Raw genomic sequence first — 21,140 nt, 5'->3', positions numbered from 1 at the left:
ATGGATATAGAAATCAGAAAAAAAAGCATACATAATAAGGAGAAATTATTAATTCTCATTTTCTTTATCGCTTTTATTTCATTTATCGTATTTATTATCTATTATGCCATTTCAGCTAAAGAAGCTTCCATCAATGAAAATGAAGTTACCAAGTTTCATGTCAGCAGTAAAGTAGCTAGTGATATTCTGAAAACAAGAGCGGTTGTTGTTCCTAATAAAAGTGTATCCATCTCAACAGAAATCGGCGGTATTGTTACTGATATAATGAAAAAACCATCACAAAATGTTCTAAAAAGTGAAGAAATAGTTAAGTTATCTAATTTCAATTTCACCTTGAATAATTCTGCTATGTTAGCGGACGTTACAGATAAATTGAATAATTTAATCAATATCAGAATAAACTTGCAATCTGATTATCGAGATATCAATAATAGATTTTTAGAAGCCGTTAAAGAATTAAAAGAAGTCAAAGATAAGTTAAAAAGATATCATGATCTTGTCGATAAAAATTATGTTTCTAAAGAAACAATTTCCGATTTAGAGATTAAAAGAGACTATTGGCACGACGTGTATCTATTTTATAAAAAATTGAAAAATGATAAAGATCGTGATATATCAAAACAGTTAAAAGAGATTGATGAATTTGTCGAAAAACAGAGAAAACTTTCTGAAATTATCGAGAATGGTTTTGAACAACTTTCAATAAAATCACCTATAGCCGGTAATATCAGTTCATTAGATTTAATTTTAGGTCAGCGGCTAAAACCCGGCGATCAAATTGCCATTGTTGATGATTTATCAAGCTTCTATTTTGAGTCAGAGATTAACGAATACTATTTAAATAAAATAACCTACCATTCATCAGCCAGCTTGATATATAACAACGGGAAAATACCTTTACTTGTGAAATTAATTTCATCTGAAGTCAATAATGGTACCTTTAAAGTCAGATTTGAACTGGAAGATAAGAAAGCCATTAACTTCAAACGAGGACAATCGATTGATGTTATCATTAAACTTAATGAAGAGCGGAAAATATTCTCCGTACCTTCATCAATGGTATTTACTATTGATAATAAGAGCTATGTGTTTGTTTACCATCCAGATAAAAAAATTGCCCAACGTATTCAAGTTGCCACCGGACAGGATAATGGCTCTAATATTGAGATTAAAAATGGGGTTACTGAAGGACAAATCCTAGTGAGCTTTGGTAAGAACAGACTGGTTAATAATGATACTGTAAGGATTGAATAAAATGATTAGCATGATGAATGTCTGTAAATCATATAAAACAAAATTTATTCAAACAAATGTTTTGAATGAAATAAATCTCAATATAGATAAAGGTGAATTTATCTCTATCATGGGCGCCTCAGGATCAGGGAAATCAACATTACTGAATGTTATTGGTATGTTTGAAACAATCGACAGTGGGCAATTAATACTGAATAATAGCAATATTTTGTCCATGAGATATTCTGAAAAAATATCATTCAGACGAGAATTTATTGGCTATATTTTTCAATCATTCAATCTGTTACCCAATTTAACCGTATTTGAAAATATAGAATTGCCACTGAAATACAGAGGTTTTTCTAAAAAGCAGAGAAAAATTAGAGTATTCGATGCAATAAACAGTTTTGGATTAGAAAATCGGGAAAATCATAAACCGATACAATTATCTGGTGGACAACAGCAACGTGTCGCTATCGCCAGAGCCATGATATCAAACCCCGCGATTTTATTAGCCGATGAACCAACGGGAAACCTGGATAGCGTAAATGGTCAAAATATTCTATCTTCACTTAAAGATCTTAATGAAAACGGCACGACGATTGTTATGGTAACTCATTCCAAAGAAGCGGCTGCGTTTTCTCACAGAATATTAACGATGAAGGATGGCCATTTACTTGTTTGAGCATATACCCTATGGATTTCAAGATACATCGCGACGGCAAAAGAGCGAATCCCCGGGAGCATAGGTAACTATGTGACCGGGGTGAGTGAGCACAGCCAATAAAGAGGTAACTTGAAAGATAACCGGTATAAATAACATAATAAAGGAGTTCTTTATGGACACAATAATTCCGATAAAATATTTAAATGCAGATGAATCATCAATTCTCAAGAAATCGCCTAAAATTAATTACAGGCAGTTAGCTTGTAGAATTATCGGTGAAATTCCAGCCGAAAAAATATTAGATGATGATGAGCTGGCTTTATATAACGAGGAAATTGGTATACATTTTAGCCCTGAAATTATTAATGCCAATAAGTTAGTGGTGGTGGTTAAAGCCACGAGACTTTGCAATTTAAGATGTACTTATTGTCACTCTTGGGCAGAAGGCAAAGGCAATACCTTAACATTTTTCAATTTAATGCGCTCAATTCATCGTTTCCTATCCATACCTAATATAAAGCGCTTCGAATTTGTCTGGCATGGCGGTGAAGTAACTTTATTAAGTGTTAATTACTTTAAGAAACTCATCTGGTTACAAGAGCAATTTAAAAAACCAGATCAAGTTATCACCAATTCAGTTCAAACCAATGCAGTCAATATTCCCGAAGATTGGCTAGTATTCCTTAAAGGTATTGGCATGGGAGTCGGTATAAGCGTTGATGGTATTCCAGAAATACACGATAGCAGGAGATTAGATTATAGAGGAAGGCCAACATCTCATAAAGTCGCCGCAGGCATGAAAAAATTAAGAAGTTATGGCATACCTTATGGTGCTCTGGTTGTTGTCGATAGAGATGTTTACGAATCAAACATAGAAAAAATGCTCTCTTATTTTTACGAAATTGGTTTAACGGATATTGAGTTCCTCAATATTGTTCCAGACAACCGGTGTCAACCCGGGGATGATCCTGGAGGAAGTTATATAACCTACCATAATTATATTAATTTCCTTTCTAACGTTTTCCGTGTTTGGTGGAATGATTATCAGGACAAAATAAATATTCGTCTGTTTCATGGCTTTATTGATAGTATTAAATCATCTCAAAAGAAAATATCAGATTGTTATTGGGCCGGCAATTGTTCTCAGGAAATTATCACCCTGGAACCTAATGGTACAGTATCAGCATGTGATAAATATGTTGGTGCTGAGGGAAATAACTATGGTTCGATTATCGATAATGATCTTGGGCATTTATTAATCAAATCAAATACAAATAAGAATCACCTTAAAGAAGAAATAGAATCATATGAAAAAATGCATCAATGCAAATGGTTTCATTTATGCAATGGTGGATGTCCTCACGACAGAGTAACTAACAGAAAACATAATCCGAATTATAATGATTTTTGCTGTGGAACCGGCGGTTTGTTAGAAATAATAAAACAAACCATAGCCGCGTAAATGCTATCCTGATATTTTAAGTGCCAGTATAAAAATGCCTCGTCATAAAGCCCCCTAATCATTGGATGCCATGTCCAATATTAGGGGGACAATACAAACTTTCAAGCCATAATAATGACTTTATATCTTTGTGACTAAAATCACAGATCTTCCCTGTTATACGGCTCAATATCCCCCTTTTTCCGGGTCTTAAGTAATTTAAGTATCCAGGTATATTGTTCAGGGTTTGGTCGTACCAGTTGCTCCAATTCTTCATTCATCCGGCGAGCAATAAAAGCGTCATCTTTGCCCTCAATATCATCCATCGGTGGACGAATATAAATATCAAGCTGATGGGTACGGTAATTATAAACCGGAAACAGCGGCACAATAGCCGCACGGCAAATCTTCATCAACCGCCCAATGGCCGGTAATGTCGCTTTATATGTCGCGAAGAAATCGACAAACTCACTGTGTTCTTCACCATGATCTTGATCAGGAAGGTAATATCCCCAGTAACCCTGGCGAACAGTAGCAATAAAAGGTTTAATGCCCGCGTCACGGGAATGTAAACGGCCACCAAAGCGACTCCGCACTTTATTCCACAGATAATCGGCTACAGGGTTCTTCTGATGATGAAACATCGCCGCTGCTTTCTGTCCATTGGCTGTCAGTAATATCGCCGGAATATCCACAGCCCAACCATGCGGGACCATGAAAATAATATTTTTCCTCTGCTCTTTCAGTTGAAGAATAATCTCTTCACCATGCCAATGAGTCCGACTTAAAGCTGATTTTGTACCACGTAAACAAAGTTCAGCCAACATAACAAAAGGTTGAGGTGCGGTTGAAAACATCTCATCAATCAATGCTTCACGCTGTTGCTCCGTCAGTTCCGGCATACAGTAACATAGATTTATTCTTGCCCTGCGACGAGCCCCTTTCGCGAACTTACCCGCCAGCCAGCCTATTTTAGCCAGCAGAGGATCACGCATTTTAACCGGCAGGTAAGCCAGCCCGGCCAATACCCCAACACCTAGCCATAACCCCCAATAACGAGGATGCAGGTAAGATTTGTGAAATGTCGGTACATAACCAACTTTACTGTCTGTATCTGTTTCTTTATACATGAGCTAACTCTTTGAAAACAAAAAGATGATCGTTCATTTCACATGTACAGGGGGTTATATCAACGATATCAACACACCTTTTTCTGAACATAACTAAAACGACAGCGGATGATAGCAATCATCCGCTTTAAAGTCTGTCACTAATGAACAATTAAACTCAATCTAACAGAAGCTGAGGCGTGACCTCTTTTACCGTTGCCAAGAATTCTGTGCGTTCTTTACCACTCAAACCACCAGAGCGCGGCAATTTCGCCGTTAATGGGTTTACCGCCTGCTGATTGATCCAGAATTCATAATGCAAATGCGGCCCCGTAGAACGACCGGTGCTACCGGACAACGCAATACGATCACCCCGTTTTACTTTCTGCCCTGGTTTCACCAACAGCTTTCTCAGGTGCATATAGCGCGTGGTATATTGGCGACCATGACGAATGGCGATAAAGTTACCTGCCGCTCCATTATATTTAGAAACAATCACTTCTCCATCACCCACCGCCAAAACAGGCGTTCCCACCGGCATAGCAAAATCCACCCCTTTGTGTGGCGCAACCCGACCAGTGACTGGATTCACACGCCGAGGATTAAATTGGGAAGATACCCGAAATTGCTTAGTCGTTGGAAAACGCAAAAATCCGCGCTCCAGACCGGAACCTTGACGATCATAAAAACGCCCATCTTCCGCCCGGATAGCATAATAATCTTTACCACCACTATTTAGGCGAACACCCAATAATTGGCTCTGTTCACTGCGACCATCCAACATTTCACGGGACAGCAATACAGAAAAACGATCACCTTCATGTAATTTACGCAAATCAATTTGCCATTGCAGTGCCTTAGTGACTTCACGTGCTTCACTGCTGGTTAAACCAGCGCTTAAAGCACTGCCGGTAAAGTTACTATCAACAACGCCAACAACGACGCTGTTTTCCCATTCCCCTTTCTGAAACTCTTTTGTTTCTTTAAACAGATCGCCTTCACGGGTATAAATGCGCGTTTCACGGCGGGAAACACCCCAAGTCAGCGTTTGCAAATCACCCGCTTCATTGACTGTCCATGACAATGGCTGGCCAATGTTCAGCCCCCGTAACACTTTATGTTGACTCGCGAGTAACGCGACATCAGAAGAATCAATACCAAATTGGGTCAGAATATTACTGAGGGTGTCACCGTCGGAGACAATATATTCATGCGGCGTTTGAACCGTGACCTCGGAGTTCGTCTCTTCATCAGGAATACCTTCGTCCGGTAGCTGTTCACTGCTATCCGCAATAATCTCATCACTATCTACGGGAAGATTGATGGCTATGCTGCCGACCGTTGTTTCTTCTTGTTCATGATGATAAGCAATAGGTTGCCACATAGTGACAACCAATGTTGCTACAGTCAGCGAACCCAACATAATTTTATGCGGTCGCGGTAACTCCTTATACACCAGAACGATAGTTTTAACTATCTGTTGCACTCATTGAATTCCTTATTACTTTAATTCAGGCAACCCATGTACTGTTCCGACAACTGAGTTATAAATTTCATATAGCTGTCTTTATCCAATACGATGCGGCTTCCTAACGGGTCCAAGGTGCCCATACGCACTCCCGTATCCTTCGCCACAGCATTAATAACGGTCGGCCTGAATTGTGGCTCAGCAAAAATACAGATTGCTTTCTGCTCAACCAATTGTGTTCGTATATGATGTAATTTTTGTGCGCCAGGTTGTATTTCAGGATTAATCGTAAAATGCCCTAATGGTGTCAGGCCATAATGCTGCTCGAAATAGCCATAAGCATCGTGAAAAACAAAATACCCCTTACCACGCACCAGCTTAAGAATATTAGCAATATTTTTGTCAGTTTGCGCAAGCTGAGCATTGAATTTACGTAGGTTTACGTCCAGCGCTGCTTTTTTCTGCGGATAGCGCACTTGTAATTGATCATGAATCCCCTGTGCAACCTGTTTTGCTATTTCTGGTGATAACCAGATGTGCATATTATATTCACCATGAGAATGATGTTCATGACCTTCTTCATGTTTATGCTGATCTGGTTCATGTAAATCTTCATCATTCTTCAGCAATAATGGCTTAATCGTTGGCAATTGTGCTAAAGCTAGCTGTCTATTTTGTGGAACTTTGGCTAACGGTTTAGACAAAAAGATTTCCATCTCAGGTCCAACCCACACAACTAAATCTGCCTGGTTAATTCTCTTAAGATCAGACGGTTTCAATGCATAATCATGCGGTGATGCCCCATCAGGCAACAATACCTGCGTATCAGTTACACCATCAGTTATTGCCGCAGCAATAAAACCTAACGGACGAATTGATGTCACAACATCAGCATTAGCTGATTGTATCGTCCCTGACATGAAAACAGCAGTAATCGCGGCCTTACAGAGAAACTTGTGCGCTAGTTTATATGATTTGTGTAACATAATGTAAATATCTCGTGGACAGAAACAAGAATTGTTATATTATAACATCTCAATGTTCACGCAAGATATATTTAGCATGCCAACACTCATCACTTTAAAAAACGTTGCTGTTACCTTCGACAATCGTCAGGTATTAAACAATATCTCTCTTAGTTTACAACGAGGGAATATTCTGACTTTGCTAGGTCCCAATGGTGCAGGTAAATCAACTTTAGTTCGTGTTGTTTTGGGGCTTGTCGAACCCTCATCCGGCACAATTGAACACACCGCTGGATTGAGAATCGGCTATGTTCCACAGAAGTTGCATCTTGATCCGACTCTGCCATTAACAGTCAAACGCTTTATGATGCTAAAACCCGGCGTAAAATCTGCTGATATATTGCCGGCACTAGAGCGGGTGAACGCTGCTCATCTATTGCAGCAATCCATGCAAAAATTATCCGGCGGAGAAAACCAACGGGTTTTATTAGCCAGAGCACTATTAAATCATCCGCAATTATTAGTCCTTGATGAACCAACACAAGGGGTCGATGTTAATGGTCAGTTAGCACTTTATGATCTAATCAATCAAATTAGAACCGAATTGCATTGTGCTGTATTGATGGTATCCCATGATTTACATCTAGTTATGGCGAAAACAGACGAAGTTTTATGCCTTAATCAACATATTTGCTGTTCCGGCACACCTGAAGTTGTTTCAATTCATCCTGAATTTATCGCTATGTTTGGTCATCATGGCGCTGAACAATTGGCAGTATATCGCCACCAACATAATCACCACCATGATTTGAAAGGGAAAATTATCTTGGAAAATAACAGGGAATGCCACTCATGATTGAATTACTATTCCCCGGTTGGTTGGCCGGCGTATTATTGTCTATTGCTGCCGGGCCATTAGGTTCATTTGTTGTCTGGCGCAGAATGTCCTATTTTGGCGATACTCTGGCTCATGCTTCATTACTGGGCGTTGCTTTCGGATTATTGTTAAATATTAGCCCTTTTTACGCGATTATCGCTGTCACTTTGATACTGGCAATGATGCTGGTTTGGCTGGAGAAACGCCCTCAACTGGCAATCGATACTTTGTTGGGGATTATGGCTCACAGCGCACTATCATTAGGGCTGGTCGTTGTCAGTTTAATGTCTAATGTACGAGTTGATTTGATGGCTTATCTGTTTGGTGATTTATTGTCAGTCACCTATGAAGATATTTGGTTGATTGCCATCGGTGTCACCATTGTCACCACACTTCTGTTCTGGCAATGGAACGCTCTGCTCTCTGTCACCGTCAGTCAGGAAATAGCCTTTGTGGATGGTATTAAAATACAGCGGTTAAGAGTACTGTTAATGCTGGTAACAGCGTTGACAATCGGCTTGGCAATGAAGTTTGTCGGCGCGTTGATTATCACCTCCCTGCTCATTATCCCGGCAGCCACTGCTCGCCGTTTTGCCCGTACACCGGAGCAAATGGCCGGTATTGCCATTGCGGTTGGTATGCTTGCCGTCACCGGCGGATTAGCGTTCTCCGCCGTTTACGACACACCGGCAGGGCCATCTGTCGTGCTATGCGCTGCGGTAATGTTTATTATCAGCCTGATCAGTCAGGCAAAAAATTGATCTACTGAGTGGGTACAACCCAGTCATGGAGAGCGGGATATACCCGTCATCTTTCAAGTTGCCTCTTTGTTGGCTGCACTCACTCACCCCGGTCACATAGTTATCTATGCTCCCGGGGATTCGCTCCCTTGCCGCCGCGATGCATCTTGAAATCCATAGGATATAGGTTTCCCTTACAGGAGTACCCATCCCGATTTTTTAGATAATTAAACAGCTCACTCCTGATCTCTGACCATGCCAAAATGGCGATAAGCATGTTCAGTGGCAATTCGTCCACGGGAAGTACGTTGAATAAAACCCTGTTGGATCAGAAAAGGTTCCAGCACATCCTCAATCGTTTCCCGCTCTTCACCGATGGCGGCGGCAAGGTTATCTACCCCAACCGGCCCACCCATAAATTTATCAATGATGGCAACCAGTAACTTACGATCCAGATAATCAAAACCAGCGGCATCTACACTCAACATATCTAGCGCTCTGGCGGCAATATTGCCATCAATCGCGCCATTCCCTTTCACTTGAGCAAAATCACGCACCCGACGCAGTAAACGGTTTGTGATCCGAGGCGTCCCACGAGAACGCATGGCAATCTGCCGGGCGCCATCGTCAGTAATCTCGACCCCCATAAAACGAGCGCTGCGAGAAACAATACTTTGCAAATCGTCCACATTATAAAATTCAAGGCGCTGTACGATACCGAATCGATCACGCAGTGGAGAAGTCAAAGAGCCTGCACGAGTGGTAGCCCCAATTAGAGTAAAAGGAGGCAAATCAATTTTGATCGAACGGGCGGCCGGTCCCTCGCCAATCATAATATCCAGTTGATAATCTTCCATCGCCGGATAGAGAATTTCTTCCACCACCGGCGATAAACGGTGAATTTCATCGATAAATAATACATCGTGCGGTTCAAGATTAGTCAACATTGCCGCTAGATCGCCCGCCTTTTCTAAAACCGGGCCAGAAGTTGTGCGAAGATTGACTCCCATCTCATTGGCAACAATATTCGCCAGCGTTGTTTTCCCCAACCCCGGCGGACCAAAAATCAGCAGGTGGTCAAGGGCATCACCGCGCAATCTGGCCGCCTGAATAAAAATCTCCATCTGCTCACAAACTTGCGGCTGCCCAACATATTCAGACAACAATTTAGGTCTGATTGCGCGATCAACGGCTTCATCGTCTTGCAAAACTCCCGCGGAAACCAGACGGTCAGCTTCAATCATGGCTTACCCCTGTAACTTAAAGAGCGGCGCGAAGTGCTTCGCGGATAAGTGTTTCACAATCAGCACCCGGTTTAGCGACTTTACTTATCATGCGGCTGGCCTCTTGTGGCTTGTAACCCAGAGAGACTAATGCCGCCACAGCTTCTGCTTCACTATCCGCGTCAGAAGTTGTCTGTTTGGCCGTTGCCGGCAAATTAATATCACTACTCTGATTGAAGAGATCGCCATTAAGCCCTTTAAAGCGATCTTTCATTTCAACCACCAGCCGTTCAGCAGTTTTCTTGCCCACACCCGGCAGTTTAACCAGAGAAGCAATCGCCTCTTGTTCAATGGCGGAAACAAATTGCTGCGCAGACATGCCCGAAAGAATAGCCAACGCCAATTTAGGCCCTACGCCATTCACTTTAATTAATTCACGGAATAGCGCCCGCTCCTGCTTATCATTAAAACCATAAAGTAATTGCGCGTCTTCACGTACAACAAAGTGAGTAAACAGAACGGCTTCCTGCCCGGCATCAGGCAATTCATAAAAACAGGTCATTGGCATATGGACTTCATAACCAACGCCATTCGTTTCCAGTAAAACCAAGGGTGGTTGTTTTTCCAGCACAATTCCTCTGAGACGCCCTATCACTCGTTTACCCCCTAAAAAATAAAACTGATTGTTCTACTTATGGTTATAACATAAAAAAAGCTGGATGCATATCCAGCCGTTATCTTAAACGTCCACGAGCCAAGATTAATCTGGGATCGCCAACCCGCAAAAGATTCTGATTAAAGTGACAATGGGTTATCGCAATGGCCAATGCGTCCGCCGCATCGGATTGTGGATTAGCAGACAATTTCAGCACAGAACGCACCATGTGCTGAACCTGACTTTTTTCAGCCGCCCCAGTTCCGACAACCGTTTGTTTCACCTGTCGAGCCGCATATTCAAAAACCGGTACAGATTGATTAACGGCGGCAAGAATCGCAACTCCGCGCGCTTGTCCTAATTTCAGCGCTGAATCGGCGTTTTTTGCCATAAAGACCTGCTCGATGGCAAAAGCATCCGGTTGAAATTGCGTAATAATTTCAAGGATACCCGCATAAATACGCTGTAACCGGTTAGGCAGATCATCAACTTTTGTTCGAATACAACCACTGCCAAGGTAGCTCAAATGACGCCCCTGCTGACGGATCACGCCATAGCCAGTGACGCGGGAACCTGGGTCGATACCTAAGATAATCGCCATATTCTGTTTATTCGCCTTTAATTATCACCTTTAATATAAGGAGATAAAAACGTTAGAGAAGGTGTCCTATACCACAGCACACTTTCTCTACGCTATATACCCGTTATCCTTCAAGTTGCCTCTTTGTTGGCTGCACTTTCTCACCCCGGTCACATAGTTCGCTATGCTCCCGGGGATTCGCTCCCTTGCCGTCGCGATGCATCTTGAAATCCATTGGGTATACAACCCAATAGAAATTACAGCAAAGCAGCGACTTCATCAGAGATTTCACCGTTATGGTAAACCTCTTGTACGTCGTCTGAATCTTCCAACATATCAATCAAGCGCAATAATTTAGGTGCGGTTTCCGCATCCAATTCCGCTTTAGTGGAAGGGATCATTGAAACTTCTGCTGATTCAGCCACAAAACCCGCCGCATCTAACGCATCTTTCACATCACCAAACGTTTCTGGTGTAGTGTAAACATCAATCGCGCCATCATCATAGGTTTCTACATCATCAGCACCGGCCTCCAACGCAGCTTCCATCACCGCATCTTCATCCAGTCCCGGCGCGTAAGAAATCACCCCTTTCTTGGTGAACAAATAAGCAACCGAACCATCAGTGCCCAGATTACCACCCGTTTTAGTGAAAGCATGACGAACGTCAGAAACGGTACGGTTGCGGTTATCACTCAGGCACTCAACCATCACCGCGGTTCCTCCCGGGCCATAACCTTCATAAATGATGGTTTCCATGTTATCCGCGTCATCGTTGCCGACACCACGGGCGATAGCACGGTTCAAAGTATCGCGGGTCATGTTGTTGGACAGTGCTTTATCAATCGCGGCACGCAGACGTGGGTTAGATGCCGGATCTCCACCACCCAGACGGGCTGCTGTTACCAACTCCCGGATAATTTTGGTGAAAATCTTACCGCGTTTTGCATCCTGCGCAGCTTTGCGGTGCTTGGTGTTGGCCCATTTACTATGACCTGCCATAAGGTTCTCCGATAAAACGTCTAATAATCTTATTCAATCACAAACTCTTCAATCGCCTGTCGATTGCTCCACGACTTAGTGAGCTTTACTGCTTTATCCGCATCCAGCCACTGGTAAGCCTGATGTTCAGTCAACAAGCATTCTCGCTCTTCCGGCAATGCCAGACAGAACCAGTACTCTTTATTACGGGTGACTCCTGGCGCATAGCGATGGCGTAAGTGGGTAAAAATCTCAAAATAGAGAGAACGTCGGCAATCTATCAATTCAAGACTTTCACCTATGATATCAATACCGATTTCTTCTTGCACTTCGCGCAATGCTGTCTCCCACGGCGTTTCGTCTCCATCAAGACTGCCAGTCACAGACTGCCAAAAGCCAGGATCGTCCCGCCGCTGTAACATCAGCACCCGTCGGCTGGAAAAAGAATAAATAACCACCAGCACAGACTCAGGGCGCTTATAAGCCATTACTCACTCTCTTTTCTGGCAACAACAGAGATTGATAACTCTTCAAGGGCCGCCGAATTAGCATAACTTGGCGCTTCCGTCATTAAACAAGCAGCGGCGGTGGTTTTAGGGAATGCGATAACATCACGGATGTTATCCGTTCCTGTCAGCAACATCACCAAACGATCAAGACCAAATGCTAAACCTGCATGGGGAGGCGTACCAAATTTCAGCGCATCCAGTAAGAAACCAAATTTCTCCTGCTGTTCCTGCTCATTAATACCCAGAATACGGAACACTGCCTGTTGCATTTCATTACGGTGAATACGCACCGAGCCGCCGCCAACTTCGTAGCCGTTAATCACCATATCGTAAGCATTAGCTATGGCCGAAACCGGATTTTGCTCCAACTCCTCCGCTGACATATTACACGGTGAAGTAAACGGATGATGCATCGCAGTCAGACCGCCTTCCCCATCATCTTCGAACATTGGGAAATCGATAACCCACAATGGCCGCCAGCTATCCAATTTTGTCAGGTTCAGATCGCGCCCTAATTTCAGACGCAGCGCTCCCAAGGCATCAGTGACCACTTTCACACTACCGGCGCCGAAGAACAAAATATCGCCATCTTGTGCATCAGTACGGGAAAGCAGACCTTCAATCACCTCTGCATTCAGGAATTTGGCTATCGGACTTTGAACCCCTTCCAGACCGGCGGCACGTACATTGACTTTTATCCACGCCAGCCCTTTTGCGCCATAAATTCCAACGAATTTGCCATATTCATCAATCTGCTTACGGCTCAGTTCAGCACCACCCGGTACCCGAATTACGGCTACACGGCCTTTACTGTCGTTCGCTGGTTCAGCAAAAACACTAAATTCCACCTCTTTAACCAAATCAGCAACATCAACCAACTCTAATGGGTTACGCAGATCAGGTTTATCAGAACCGAAACGACGCATCACTTCAGCAAATGTCATCACCGGGAAATGCCCCAGATCAACGCCTTCAATTTCAAGCCACAATTCGCGGATCATCATTTCCATCATTCCCCTTACCTGCTCAGCAGTCATAAAGGAAGTTTCCACGTCGATCTGGGTGAATTCTGGCTGGCGATCCGCACGCAAATCTTCATCACGGAAGCATTTAACAATTTGATAATAACGGTCAAAACCGGACATCATCAGCAATTGTTTAAATAATTGCGGGGATTGAGGCAAGGCATAAAACTTGCCTTTATGAACACGACTTGGCACCAAATAATCACGGGCGCCTTCGGGGGTTGCTTTAGTCAACATTGGCGTTTCAATATCTAGGAAACCCTGATTATCCATGAAACGACGCACAAAACTGGTGATTTTAGCGCGTGTTTTCAGGCGATTTGCCATTTCAGGCCGACGCAGATCAATATAGCGATATTTCAAACGTTGCTCTTCACTGTTTATCTGGTTGCTATCCAAAGGCAGCGGTTCGGAGCGGTTGATTATATTTAGGCTTTCCGCAAAAACTTCTATTTCGCCGGTAGCCATATCTTTGTTGATTTGACTGTCAGGACGAGCGCGTACAGTACCGGTGATTTGAATGCAGAATTCATTACGCAGTTCAGCAGCCTGAGAAAATGCGGCTTGCTGATCCGGGTCAAAAAATACCTGAACGATCCCTTCACGATCACGCATATCAATAAAAATCAAGCCGCCCAGATCACGGCGGCGGTTTACCCAACCACAAAGAGTCACCTTCTGGCCTTCATGGGTCAGATTCAACTGCCCACAATAATCAGTACGCATACAATATCCTTTTACTCGGCTGTTGTGCTGTTGCTGCGGAAATTTTGGCATCGTTCTTGAACTTTTTTGAACATGAAAAGTTCATTTTTGGACATAAAAAGTTCATAACCGTCAAAAAAGGCCGCCATTATAATGGAAATTCTACTCAGAGATAAGGGCGGGTCATCTCCTGATGAGATGCTATTGTCTTGATGTCTGATAATCAGGCAATTTATTTTCAATTCCCATCTATTTATAGCGACAGTTTTATTTTTGGGGTTTATCATAACTTAATTGGCCAATTTCGGTTAGGCAATGGAGTTAAAAATGGTTAGCTCGCTTTATGTTGTGTTGGGCGCACTATTATTGATTAAGCTGTCTTTTGATGTGGTTAAGTTAAGAACACAATATCGTGTCTCATATGGAGATGGTGGTTTTTACGAACTACAAACAGCGATCCGCATCCACGGTAATGCGGTGGAATATATCCCCATCTCTATGTTATTGCTGGTCATGATGGAGATGAACGGCTCAAATGTCTGGATGATACATGTCTGTGGTTTGATTCTACTCACCGGCAGAGTCCTGCATTATTATGGCCTGCACCACCGTGAATTCTACTGGCGGCGTTCAGGCATGGTAGCAACCTATCTTTCAATCGTATTAATGGTGATGACGAATATTTACTACCTGCCTTGGGAACAGATATTTTCTCTCTACTAACGAAACGAATAGTACTGGCACTAAAATAACAGGCAGCAAACTCGGCTGCCTGTTATTCTAACCATAGTGGTTCCCTATGAAGGAAGACTTTCCGACGTTGATATGCAATTGGTTTTTTTACCTCTCATTGGCGAGGGTATAAACCGCATCTCCGGCCCGTTTACCAATAGCAATTACCAGCAAGATAATCTTATTGTCATTCACTTCATAAACTAAGCGGTAGCCAGAAGAGCGCAATTTAATTTTGTATCGATTCGCTCGCCCTCTTAATCTTGCTGACGGCACATGAGGGTTTTCTAAGCGTTCAACCAATTTTTTCTTTAGCAGCTCCTTAATTGGATGACCTAACTTCTTCCACTCTTTTAAGGCCCGTTTTTCAAATTCCAGGCTATAGATCATCTAGGTTCACACTGACAAATTCAGCATTTTCTAAACGTTCATCTGCAATTTTGTTTAGTGCGGCATCCTCTGCTAGCTCCTGATAGTAGGCGAATAATTCGGGAGGCACACAATAAAACGCAGGTTCATTCCGATTCAGGATTGCGACCGCCTCACCTTCCCCCTGCAAATATGTCCCCATTGGGTTACGTTTCAAATCGGTAATACTTGCCGCTAAGTTTGTTAAGATTTGATATGCCATACACCACCTCACTCTTTTACGTAAACAAACAATAGGTCATTCAAAAGTGCTTTTCAATGCATCTTTACTTTTTTATATAAAACCCAAAGCTCCCCCTAATGCTGACTGACTCATGAAATCAAGGATTGATCGCGCCATGATATGATTTTTATACGACACTTAAATTCCTCAAATATTTCCATTATTCACTACTTTTAATCACAGAGAAAATTGGTTCAAGGTCAAGCTTTACATCTGTTAGAATGCCACCCTCTATTTTTTCCGATAATTAATGCTGTTATGTCAAATCAAGATCCTTACCATCAAAGGGATAGCCTGTTTGCCACGCCCATTGCCAATCTGGGAGACTGGCGTTTCGATGAACGGGTAGCCGAAGTTTTCCCTGATATGATCCAACGCTCCGTGCCAGGTTATGCAAATATTATTTCTATGATTGGTATGCTGGCCGGTCGTTTCGTGACATCAAACAGTCAAATTTACGACCTGGGTTGTTCTCTAGGCGCATCAACCCTGGCAATGCGCCGTAATATTGCCGCTGAAAACTGTAAAATTATCGCCGTTGATAATTCTCCGGCAATGGTGAAACGCTGTCGTCGTCATATCGACGCTTTCCGGGCGCAAACACCGGTTGAAGTTATTGAAGCCGATATTCTTGATATCGATATTCAAAATGCTTCGATGGTGGTACTGAATTTCACCTTGCAATTCCTTAACCCGCAAGATCGACAAGGTTTATTAAACCGAATTTATCGGGGATTACGTCCCGGTGGTGTGTTAGTTTTATCAGAAAAATTCAGGTTTGAAGATCAACAAATTGGTGAATTGCTGTTTAATATGCACCACGATTTCAAACGTGCTAACGGATATAGCGAACTGGAAATCAGCCAAAAACGCAGCATGCTTGAAAATGTCATGTTGACTGATTCTGTAGAAACCCACAAATCCCGCCTCCATCAATCCGGTTTTAACCATGTTGAGGTCTGGTTTCAGTGTTTCAACTTTGGTTCACTGCTGGCGATAAAAGGGGCCAATAAATGATCGATTTCGGTAATTTTTATCAAATTATTGCCAAGAATAACCTCCAGCATTGGCTTAATTGCCTTCCTGCTCAACTGCAAGAATGGCAAAAAGCGGCCCTGCACGGCAATTTTAAATCATGGGTAAAAACCCTGGAAAACCTACCCGCAATTTCACCGACCCAATTAGATTTGAAAAATGGCGTAATCGCAGAACGTGATCCTCCCCTATTCGCAGGTGAAAAAGTCTGTATTACCAATATATTGCGGATATTCATGCCGTGGCGCAAAGGTCCATTCTCTCTTTACGGTGTCAATATTGACACCGAATGGCGTTCAGATTGGAAATGGGATCGGGTATTACCTCATCTTTCCCCACTAACCGGCCGGACAATTCTTGATGTTGGCTGCGGCAGTGGTTACCACCTGTGGCGGATGGTGGGTGAAGGAGCTGAACTTGCCGTTGGTATCGATCCAACTCAGCTTTTCCTCTGCCAATTTGAAGCTGTCAGAAAGTTACTTGGCAATGATCAACGCGCCCATCTTTTACCTCTGGGCATTGAACAATTACCGGCACTGGCTGCTTTCGATACCGTCTTTTCAATGGGCGTTCTCTATCACCGCCGCTCTCCTCTTGACCATCTCTGGCAATTGAAAAACCAACTAGTGGCCGATGGTGAGTTGGTATTAGAAAGTCTGGTTGTTGAAGGAGATGAACATACCTGTTTAATCCCTGGTGAACGTTATGCGCAAATGCGCAACGTCTACTTCATTCCTTCGGCAAAAATGCTGAAAATCTGGCTGGAAAAGTGCGGTTTTGTCGATGTGAAAATTGCCGATCAAGCGGCGACAACCACAGAAGAACAACGTCGTACAACCTGGATGAGAACTGAATCGTTATCTGATTTTCTTGATCCTACTGATAGCAATAAAACCATTGAGGGTTATCCCGCCCCTCTGCGGGCGATACTAATCGCCCGTAAGCCCTGATTTTTCAAATTGGCCCAACATTGGGCCAATTCATAATAGGCTATTCAAATAAAGTCAGACTCAGCATCCCTTTCATCACCTCCACCACACCACCATCAACACAATAATGTGAAAACTCATCCACTTCATTGTCGGCGCTCATCGTCACCCCCGCTTTGCGGTAAGTCATGGTAGAAGGCATAATCCGGCTCGCCGCACTGTGAACTTCCGTTAACCCGATATCAATAAATTTATGAATATTACTCATACGAACACCTGCGCCTGCCATAATAATTGGCCCCTGACTGGCTTGATGCAGCTCTTTCAATAAGGGTAATCCCAATTCGGCATTCTGTTGCTGGCCGGAAGTCAATATTCGCTTAACACCAAGCTGAGTGAGTTGATCCAGTGCCACATAAGGATTAAAACACATATCAAACGCACGGTGAAAAGTGACGGCCATATCGCCAGACAGCGCCATCAATTGTTGCATGCGGGGCAAATCGATATGCCCTTCTTCATCTAACACACCAAAAACCACGCCCATAAATCCCATATCACGGATCTGAGCAACATCATTTTTCATCACCTCAAAATCTGAGTGACTGTAGCAAAAATCACCACCTCTTGGACGTACAATGGGATGTACAGGAATAGTTAATTGCTCAATAGCCTGCTTCAACGTACCAAGACTCGGTGTTAATCCCCCTTCCGCCGGACTGGCGCATAACTCTATCCGGTCAGCACCAGCCTGTTGTGCGATTAATGCGCAACCTACGCTAAAACAACAAATTTCTAACTTTGTCATCAGAAGTTCCTTGGACACCTAGTCATTAACGAGCAATTAATGAATCTAAGCGATTCAGTAATTCAATTCACTAACTATGACATCTAATTATTGCCGATGATTTGTAGGAAATCACAAGGTCAGAATTTTTATCTGGATTACAAGGAGGAAAAAGTTAATTTTGCCGACTAGTGCTCACTTTTAACAATTTCACGCAATGTAAATGGGTGAAACTTGACGGTGATCTCACCATCAGTGATAGCTAAGGTAGGATTAGGCAACTGCTCTTGTTCCCCTTTGGGTTGACTCTCTTTGACAGAAAAACCTGTCGGCAAAGGTTGCGGTAATAATGCTTTTGCTGCTGTTGATAAGCTCTCAGGCGCCACCGGCAGCACCAGCTCCACATGTTCCCATCCCTGATGCAAGTAAGTTTTCTTGCCAGGATAAGGCAGCTCAACACAATCAATTTGCCAATTAAGCACCGTAATGGGGTGTTCTAAATCAAACAAGCAGATTGGACGTCCATTAATGATACTTTCTGACATCAAACTACCACATTGCAAAAAACCTTTACGCCAACGCTCGGCTACAGAGATATCGTGGCAACGTAAGGAGATATGATCTGCCTGATACTGCTCAACACTCAAATTAAGCCGCTGTTTGAACCGTGCCAATTTTTGCTCAAATATTGCCAGATCAGCCACTAAATCCTGTAATTCAACAATACCCTGTAATTCAATCATAGAAGAAAAATATGTCATATTATTCCAGTTAAGATGCTATAAATTGGCGCCAAACAGCCCAAGAGTTTTTCAAGGCTTGCCGCCGTTTCAAGCCTCGAATAATACTCTCGATTTGTAATAATTGAAATTTGATGACACCAACACAACCAACCACTCTTTCAATAACTTCCATGAATTTGCAAGACGTTAGTCATCACACACTATCCCGTGGTCGTATATTGTTCATCAAGCATCTGCAAATAATTTGCACTGGTCAGATTAGTAATATCATCTCCATTTTCTAGACGCACTTTCAGCCAATCAATAATCCGTTCCTCTAACCTTCCCTCTGGCTCATTCAGTTTTTCAGCTAATTCACCGTGGTTTTCCCACATATCACTACTGATCACAAATGCTTTCCCTTTCAAGGCGTAGTCGGAATGATGCCAGGCATGCAGCAAATGACTCCCCAAAATAAAGGGTTGTTCACTGCCGCCTTGACCACAATTTTCAGGCCGATAATAAATTTGCGGTTCGGGTACATCGATCATCAACTCACTTACTGGCGTCAAAAATGCCGACCAATCGCTGAAGATCATTGCGGGTAATAACTGACCGAGGATACGTGGGTCCATACTACGCAAAATCACTTGCCTCTCCCGCAATATCACCTGTTGGCGTGAGCGCCAATGAGTAAGCTGTTGCGTCCATAAATCCTCACTGCGATAAGCCCAACCCCAACTGTTATCGCTCAGAGTTTGGCTATCAAGCAGATGACCGATTACCGACAGACAACCTGACTTAGGCTGGACCAGCCAGGGACCTTGCGCCAATATGTGATCCATCGGTGTACCGCTATACAAAGGAAAAGCCTGCTCTACCCAGTCGTTGCGATAAAAGAGCGCCACCGGGTTAGGTTCTGCCAGTGAATTCAGCATAAAGAAAACAGGCGGCTTATTAGGCGTAGTCAGCCATTGTTGCCAGTTTATGGAAATGTTCATTCATCCTCCTGGTTATTAATAGTTAGATTAACTTCTCTCTGAGCTTGCAAAGCACAAATCCGTTTAACTGGAGATTTCACATCAGGCAGAGGTTCTACACTCTCTGGCAGTTGTAAAGATAAACCACGCCCGGTACCGGCTGAACCTTGCCCGACCAGCAAATTGGGGGAAGTCAGAATACCGCCGGGAGTTAACCGGATAAAATGGCCGCCGACTTTTAAGGTAATCTCTGACGTCGCCTCCAACACCATCTTACCGCCGCTTTTTAGGTGCGTTTCCTGACCACTTTCCGCCACCAACGCCTCCCCGGTCTGTAAATGCTGACTGCCTGAGATACGGTGTGAAACATCGCCATCGGTGCTGTACTTCCCCGAGCCTTTGACATGCTGATGATCATCCACTGAAATTTCGCTATAGCGGTTATTATCGATGCGCTGTTTATGGTCATGTTTAATATGCCAGTAAGCGTCGTGCTGAATATGGGCGGTCAGATCTTTCTGCCCGCGCAGGTAAATCTCCTCCCGGTCTTTCTCATCTTCAAAGCGCAATTCATTAAAACCTTCCCCTTTGTGGGTTTGGGTTTTAAATGTCGTGCGGGTCTTTTCAGCGGGTAAATTTAACGGCGGCCGGTTTGAACCGTTGTAGGTGCAACCGGTGACAATCGGACGATCAATATCGCCGTTCAGATAGGAAACAATCACCTCCTGACCGATACGGGGAACCGCCATAAAACCGTAACCGCTGCCATTCCAGCCTTGCGCGAATCGTACCCAACAGGTGGCGTTTTCATCGGCTTTATCATAACGATCCCAGTGAAAATGGATGCGGATACACCCCTCTTCATTGACATAAATCTCTTCGCCTTCCGGGCCAACCACGGTGGCGATTTCATCACCGTCCGCCAGCGGTTTGTAACGGTATAGCGCTCGCCAGTCTCGATAACCCGAAATAAAACTGAATTCGTTGTGCAGATAAGTGCCTGATTCTCCGCTCTGTTCTTGCAATGCCTGCGGACATTTGCCGTGATGATGGATAGTGACGATTTGCCAGCGGGTGTTCATGGCGTCAACCGGGTGTTCGTTAAGCGCAAAGATTTTACCGGGCA

Annotated in this window: 23 protein-coding genes; 8 read left to right on the top strand and 15 right to left on the bottom strand. The window is 43.3% G+C overall.

Features of this window, described 5'->3' with window-relative positions; all coding sequences use genetic code 11:
* From darC to darE, 3 genes are all read left to right on the top strand, one after another.
* Positions 1-1,254, top strand: coding sequence for a darobactin export ABC transporter periplasmic adaptor subunit (gene darC / locus Phpb_RS19195; RefSeq protein ID WP_065391758.1), 1,254 nt, complete (start codon positions 1-3; stop codon positions 1,252-1,254).
* Position 1,255: 1 nt separating this feature from the next.
* On the top strand, positions 1,256-1,918 hold the full coding sequence (gene darD / locus Phpb_RS19190; RefSeq protein ID WP_065391757.1) for a darobactin export ABC transporter ATP-binding protein: 663 nt from the start codon (positions 1,256-1,258) through the stop codon (positions 1,916-1,918).
* A gap of 154 nt (positions 1,919-2,072) precedes the next feature.
* A complete protein-coding gene (gene darE / locus Phpb_RS19185) occupies positions 2,073-3,362 on the top strand; it encodes a darobactin maturation radical SAM/SPASM protein DarE (protein WP_065391756.1) in 1,290 nt (429 codons plus the stop codon).
* A gap of 140 nt (positions 3,363-3,502) precedes the next feature.
* Here darE and lpxM read toward each other — a convergent pair whose 3' ends face one another.
* From lpxM to znuA, 3 genes are all read right to left on the bottom strand, one after another.
* Complete coding sequence (gene lpxM / locus Phpb_RS19180; protein WP_065391755.1) at positions 3,503-4,471, bottom strand: lauroyl-Kdo(2)-lipid IV(A) myristoyltransferase; 969 nt, start codon at positions 4,469-4,471, stop codon at positions 3,503-3,505.
* A 157-nt stretch (positions 4,472-4,628) separates the two neighbouring features.
* Entirely contained in the window at positions 4,629-5,936 is a 1,308-nt protein-coding gene (mepM, locus tag Phpb_RS19175; protein WP_065391754.1) for a murein DD-endopeptidase MepM, read from the bottom strand.
* Positions 5,937-5,956: 20 nt separating this feature from the next.
* Positions 5,957-6,904: a zinc ABC transporter substrate-binding protein ZnuA gene (gene znuA / locus Phpb_RS19170; protein WP_065391753.1), complete on the bottom strand. Its 948-nt coding sequence runs from the start codon at positions 6,902-6,904 to the stop codon at positions 5,957-5,959.
* A gap of 76 nt (positions 6,905-6,980) precedes the next feature.
* Between znuA and znuC the strand changes: the two genes are divergently transcribed.
* The gene (gene znuC / locus Phpb_RS19165) at positions 6,981-7,739 is read left to right on the top strand and encodes a zinc ABC transporter ATP-binding protein ZnuC (RefSeq protein WP_065391752.1); all 759 of its coding nucleotides are present in this window, start codon (positions 6,981-6,983) and stop codon (positions 7,737-7,739) included.
* Positions 7,736-8,521 carry a zinc ABC transporter permease subunit ZnuB gene (gene znuB, locus Phpb_RS19160; RefSeq protein WP_065391751.1) on the top strand — a complete coding sequence of 262 codons (786 nt, stop codon included), beginning with the start codon at positions 7,736-7,738 and terminating at the stop codon, positions 8,519-8,521. Before znuC ends, znuB begins: the two co-directional genes overlap by 4 nt.
* Before the next feature lie 215 nt (positions 8,522-8,736).
* On the opposite strand, the gene ruvB is transcribed toward znuB, so the two are convergent.
* The 6 genes from ruvB to aspS form a co-directional block, all read right to left on the bottom strand.
* The gene (ruvB, locus tag Phpb_RS19155; RefSeq protein WP_065391750.1) at positions 8,737-9,744 is read right to left on the bottom strand and encodes a Holliday junction branch migration DNA helicase RuvB; all 1,008 of its coding nucleotides are present in this window, start codon (positions 9,742-9,744) and stop codon (positions 8,737-8,739) included.
* Between the two features lie 16 nt (positions 9,745-9,760).
* Entirely contained in the window at positions 9,761-10,378 is a 618-nt protein-coding gene (gene ruvA, locus Phpb_RS19150) for a Holliday junction branch migration protein RuvA (protein ID WP_065391749.1), read from the bottom strand.
* A 79-nt stretch (positions 10,379-10,457) separates the two neighbouring features.
* Complete coding sequence (gene ruvC / locus Phpb_RS19145; protein ID WP_036775543.1) at positions 10,458-10,979, bottom strand: crossover junction endodeoxyribonuclease RuvC; 522 nt, start codon at positions 10,977-10,979, stop codon at positions 10,458-10,460.
* A 236-nt stretch (positions 10,980-11,215) separates the two neighbouring features.
* A complete protein-coding gene (locus Phpb_RS19140) occupies positions 11,216-11,959 on the bottom strand; it encodes a YebC/PmpR family DNA-binding transcriptional regulator (RefSeq protein ID WP_036806426.1) in 744 nt (247 codons plus the stop codon).
* 29 nt (positions 11,960-11,988) lie between these two features.
* Positions 11,989-12,426, bottom strand: coding sequence for a dihydroneopterin triphosphate diphosphatase (gene nudB, locus Phpb_RS19135; RefSeq protein WP_065391748.1), 438 nt, complete (start codon positions 12,424-12,426; stop codon positions 11,989-11,991).
* Positions 12,426-14,198 carry an aspartate--tRNA ligase gene (gene aspS / locus Phpb_RS19130; protein WP_065391747.1) on the bottom strand — a complete coding sequence of 591 codons (1,773 nt, stop codon included), beginning with the start codon at positions 14,196-14,198 and terminating at the stop codon, positions 12,426-12,428. Before aspS ends, nudB begins: the two co-directional genes overlap by 1 nt.
* A gap of 306 nt (positions 14,199-14,504) precedes the next feature.
* Here aspS and Phpb_RS19125 point away from each other — a divergent pair, with 306 nt between their 5' ends.
* Positions 14,505-14,900, top strand: coding sequence for an MAPEG family protein (locus Phpb_RS19125; RefSeq protein ID WP_036775538.1), 396 nt, complete (start codon positions 14,505-14,507; stop codon positions 14,898-14,900).
* 117 nt (positions 14,901-15,017) lie between these two features.
* Here Phpb_RS19125 and Phpb_RS19120 read toward each other — a convergent pair whose 3' ends face one another.
* Both Phpb_RS19120 and Phpb_RS19115 read right to left on the bottom strand, forming a co-directional pair.
* Entirely contained in the window at positions 15,018-15,299 is a 282-nt protein-coding gene (locus Phpb_RS19120; protein ID WP_065391746.1) for a type II toxin-antitoxin system RelE family toxin, read from the bottom strand.
* Entirely contained in the window at positions 15,289-15,540 is a 252-nt protein-coding gene (locus Phpb_RS19115) for a type II toxin-antitoxin system Phd/YefM family antitoxin (RefSeq protein WP_011146358.1), read from the bottom strand. The genes Phpb_RS19120 and Phpb_RS19115 overlap by 11 nt, the downstream gene beginning before the upstream one ends.
* A gap of 279 nt (positions 15,541-15,819) precedes the next feature.
* On the opposite strand from Phpb_RS19115, the gene cmoA reads away from it, so the two are divergent.
* On the top strand, positions 15,820-16,578 hold the full coding sequence (gene cmoA / locus Phpb_RS19110; RefSeq protein WP_065391999.1) for a carboxy-S-adenosyl-L-methionine synthase CmoA: 759 nt from the start codon (positions 15,820-15,822) through the stop codon (positions 16,576-16,578).
* Positions 16,575-17,546 carry a tRNA 5-methoxyuridine(34)/uridine 5-oxyacetic acid(34) synthase CmoB gene (cmoB, locus tag Phpb_RS19105; RefSeq protein WP_065391745.1) on the top strand — a complete coding sequence of 324 codons (972 nt, stop codon included), beginning with the start codon at positions 16,575-16,577 and terminating at the stop codon, positions 17,544-17,546. The genes cmoA and cmoB overlap by 4 nt, the downstream gene beginning before the upstream one ends.
* Positions 17,547-17,586: 40 nt before the next feature.
* Here the strand turns inward: cmoB and cutC are convergent, their stop codons facing one another.
* The 4 genes from cutC to tssI all read right to left on the bottom strand — a co-directional run.
* A complete protein-coding gene (cutC, locus tag Phpb_RS19100; RefSeq protein WP_065391744.1) occupies positions 17,587-18,333 on the bottom strand; it encodes a copper homeostasis protein CutC in 747 nt (248 codons plus the stop codon).
* Positions 18,334-18,500: 167 nt separating this feature from the next.
* Positions 18,501-19,073, bottom strand: a complete 573-nt coding sequence (locus Phpb_RS19095) for a VOC family protein (protein WP_109396683.1) — start codon at positions 19,071-19,073, stop codon at positions 18,501-18,503.
* Positions 19,074-19,255: 182 nt separating this feature from the next.
* Positions 19,256-20,035, bottom strand: a complete 780-nt coding sequence (locus Phpb_RS19090; RefSeq protein ID WP_065391743.1) for a DUF4123 domain-containing protein — start codon at positions 20,033-20,035, stop codon at positions 19,256-19,258.
* A partial coding sequence (gene tssI, locus Phpb_RS19085) for a type VI secretion system tip protein TssI/VgrG (RefSeq protein WP_122983192.1) occupies positions 20,032-21,140 on the bottom strand: 1,109 nt, incomplete at its 5' end. The genes Phpb_RS19090 and tssI, both read right to left, overlap by 4 nt.

It is taken from the genome of Photorhabdus namnaonensis (assembly GCF_001684335.1).
Lineage (GTDB): Bacteria > Pseudomonadota > Gammaproteobacteria > Enterobacterales > Enterobacteriaceae > Photorhabdus > Photorhabdus namnaonensis.
The sequence above is the reverse complement of the archived record's forward strand: the minus strand, read 5'-3'. Positions and strand labels throughout refer to the sequence as shown.

What these genes read in the sequence shown, in the direction of transcription:
- darC (WP_065391758.1), top strand. Translation starts at nt 1, where the DNA reads ATGGATATAGAAATCAGAAAAAAAAGCATACATAATAAGGAGAAATTA.
- darD (WP_065391757.1), top strand. Translation starts at nt 1,256, where the DNA reads ATGATTAGCATGATGAATGTCTGTAAATCATATAAAACAAAATTTATT.
- darE (WP_065391756.1), top strand. Translation starts at nt 2,073, where the DNA reads ATGGACACAATAATTCCGATAAAATATTTAAATGCAGATGAATCATCA.
- lpxM (WP_065391755.1), bottom strand. Translation starts at nt 4,471, where the DNA reads ATGTATAAAGAAACAGATACAGACAGTAAAGTTGGTTATGTACCGACA.
- znuA (WP_065391753.1), bottom strand. Translation starts at nt 6,904, where the DNA reads ATGTTACACAAATCATATAAACTAGCGCACAAGTTTCTCTGTAAGGCC.
- znuC (WP_065391752.1), top strand. Translation starts at nt 6,981, where the DNA reads ATGCCAACACTCATCACTTTAAAAAACGTTGCTGTTACCTTCGACAAT.
- znuB (WP_065391751.1), top strand. Translation starts at nt 7,736, where the DNA reads ATGATTGAATTACTATTCCCCGGTTGGTTGGCCGGCGTATTATTGTCT.
- ruvB (WP_065391750.1), bottom strand. Translation starts at nt 9,744, where the DNA reads ATGATTGAAGCTGACCGTCTGGTTTCCGCGGGAGTTTTGCAAGACGAT.
- ruvC (WP_036775543.1), bottom strand. Translation starts at nt 10,979, where the DNA reads ATGGCGATTATCTTAGGTATCGACCCAGGTTCCCGCGTCACTGGCTAT.
- Phpb_RS19140 (WP_036806426.1), bottom strand. Translation starts at nt 11,959, where the DNA reads ATGGCAGGTCATAGTAAATGGGCCAACACCAAGCACCGCAAAGCTGCG.
- nudB (WP_065391748.1), bottom strand. Translation starts at nt 12,426, where the DNA reads ATGGCTTATAAGCGCCCTGAGTCTGTGCTGGTGGTTATTTATTCTTTT.
- aspS (WP_065391747.1), bottom strand. Translation starts at nt 14,198, where the DNA reads ATGCGTACTGATTATTGTGGGCAGTTGAATCTGACCCATGAAGGCCAG.
- Phpb_RS19125 (WP_036775538.1), top strand. Translation starts at nt 14,505, where the DNA reads ATGGTTAGCTCGCTTTATGTTGTGTTGGGCGCACTATTATTGATTAAG.
- Phpb_RS19120 (WP_065391746.1), bottom strand. Translation starts at nt 15,299, where the DNA reads ATGATCTATAGCCTGGAATTTGAAAAACGGGCCTTAAAAGAGTGGAAG.
- Phpb_RS19115 (WP_011146358.1), bottom strand. Translation starts at nt 15,540, where the DNA reads ATGGCATATCAAATCTTAACAAACTTAGCGGCAAGTATTACCGATTTG.
- cmoA (WP_065391999.1), top strand. Translation starts at nt 15,820, where the DNA reads ATGTCAAATCAAGATCCTTACCATCAAAGGGATAGCCTGTTTGCCACG.
- cmoB (WP_065391745.1), top strand. Translation starts at nt 16,575, where the DNA reads ATGATCGATTTCGGTAATTTTTATCAAATTATTGCCAAGAATAACCTC.
- cutC (WP_065391744.1), bottom strand. Translation starts at nt 18,333, where the DNA reads ATGACAAAGTTAGAAATTTGTTGTTTTAGCGTAGGTTGCGCATTAATC.
- Phpb_RS19095 (WP_109396683.1), bottom strand. Translation starts at nt 19,073, where the DNA reads ATGACATATTTTTCTTCTATGATTGAATTACAGGGTATTGTTGAATTA.
- Phpb_RS19090 (WP_065391743.1), bottom strand. Translation starts at nt 20,035, where the DNA reads ATGAACATTTCCATAAACTGGCAACAATGGCTGACTACGCCTAATAAG.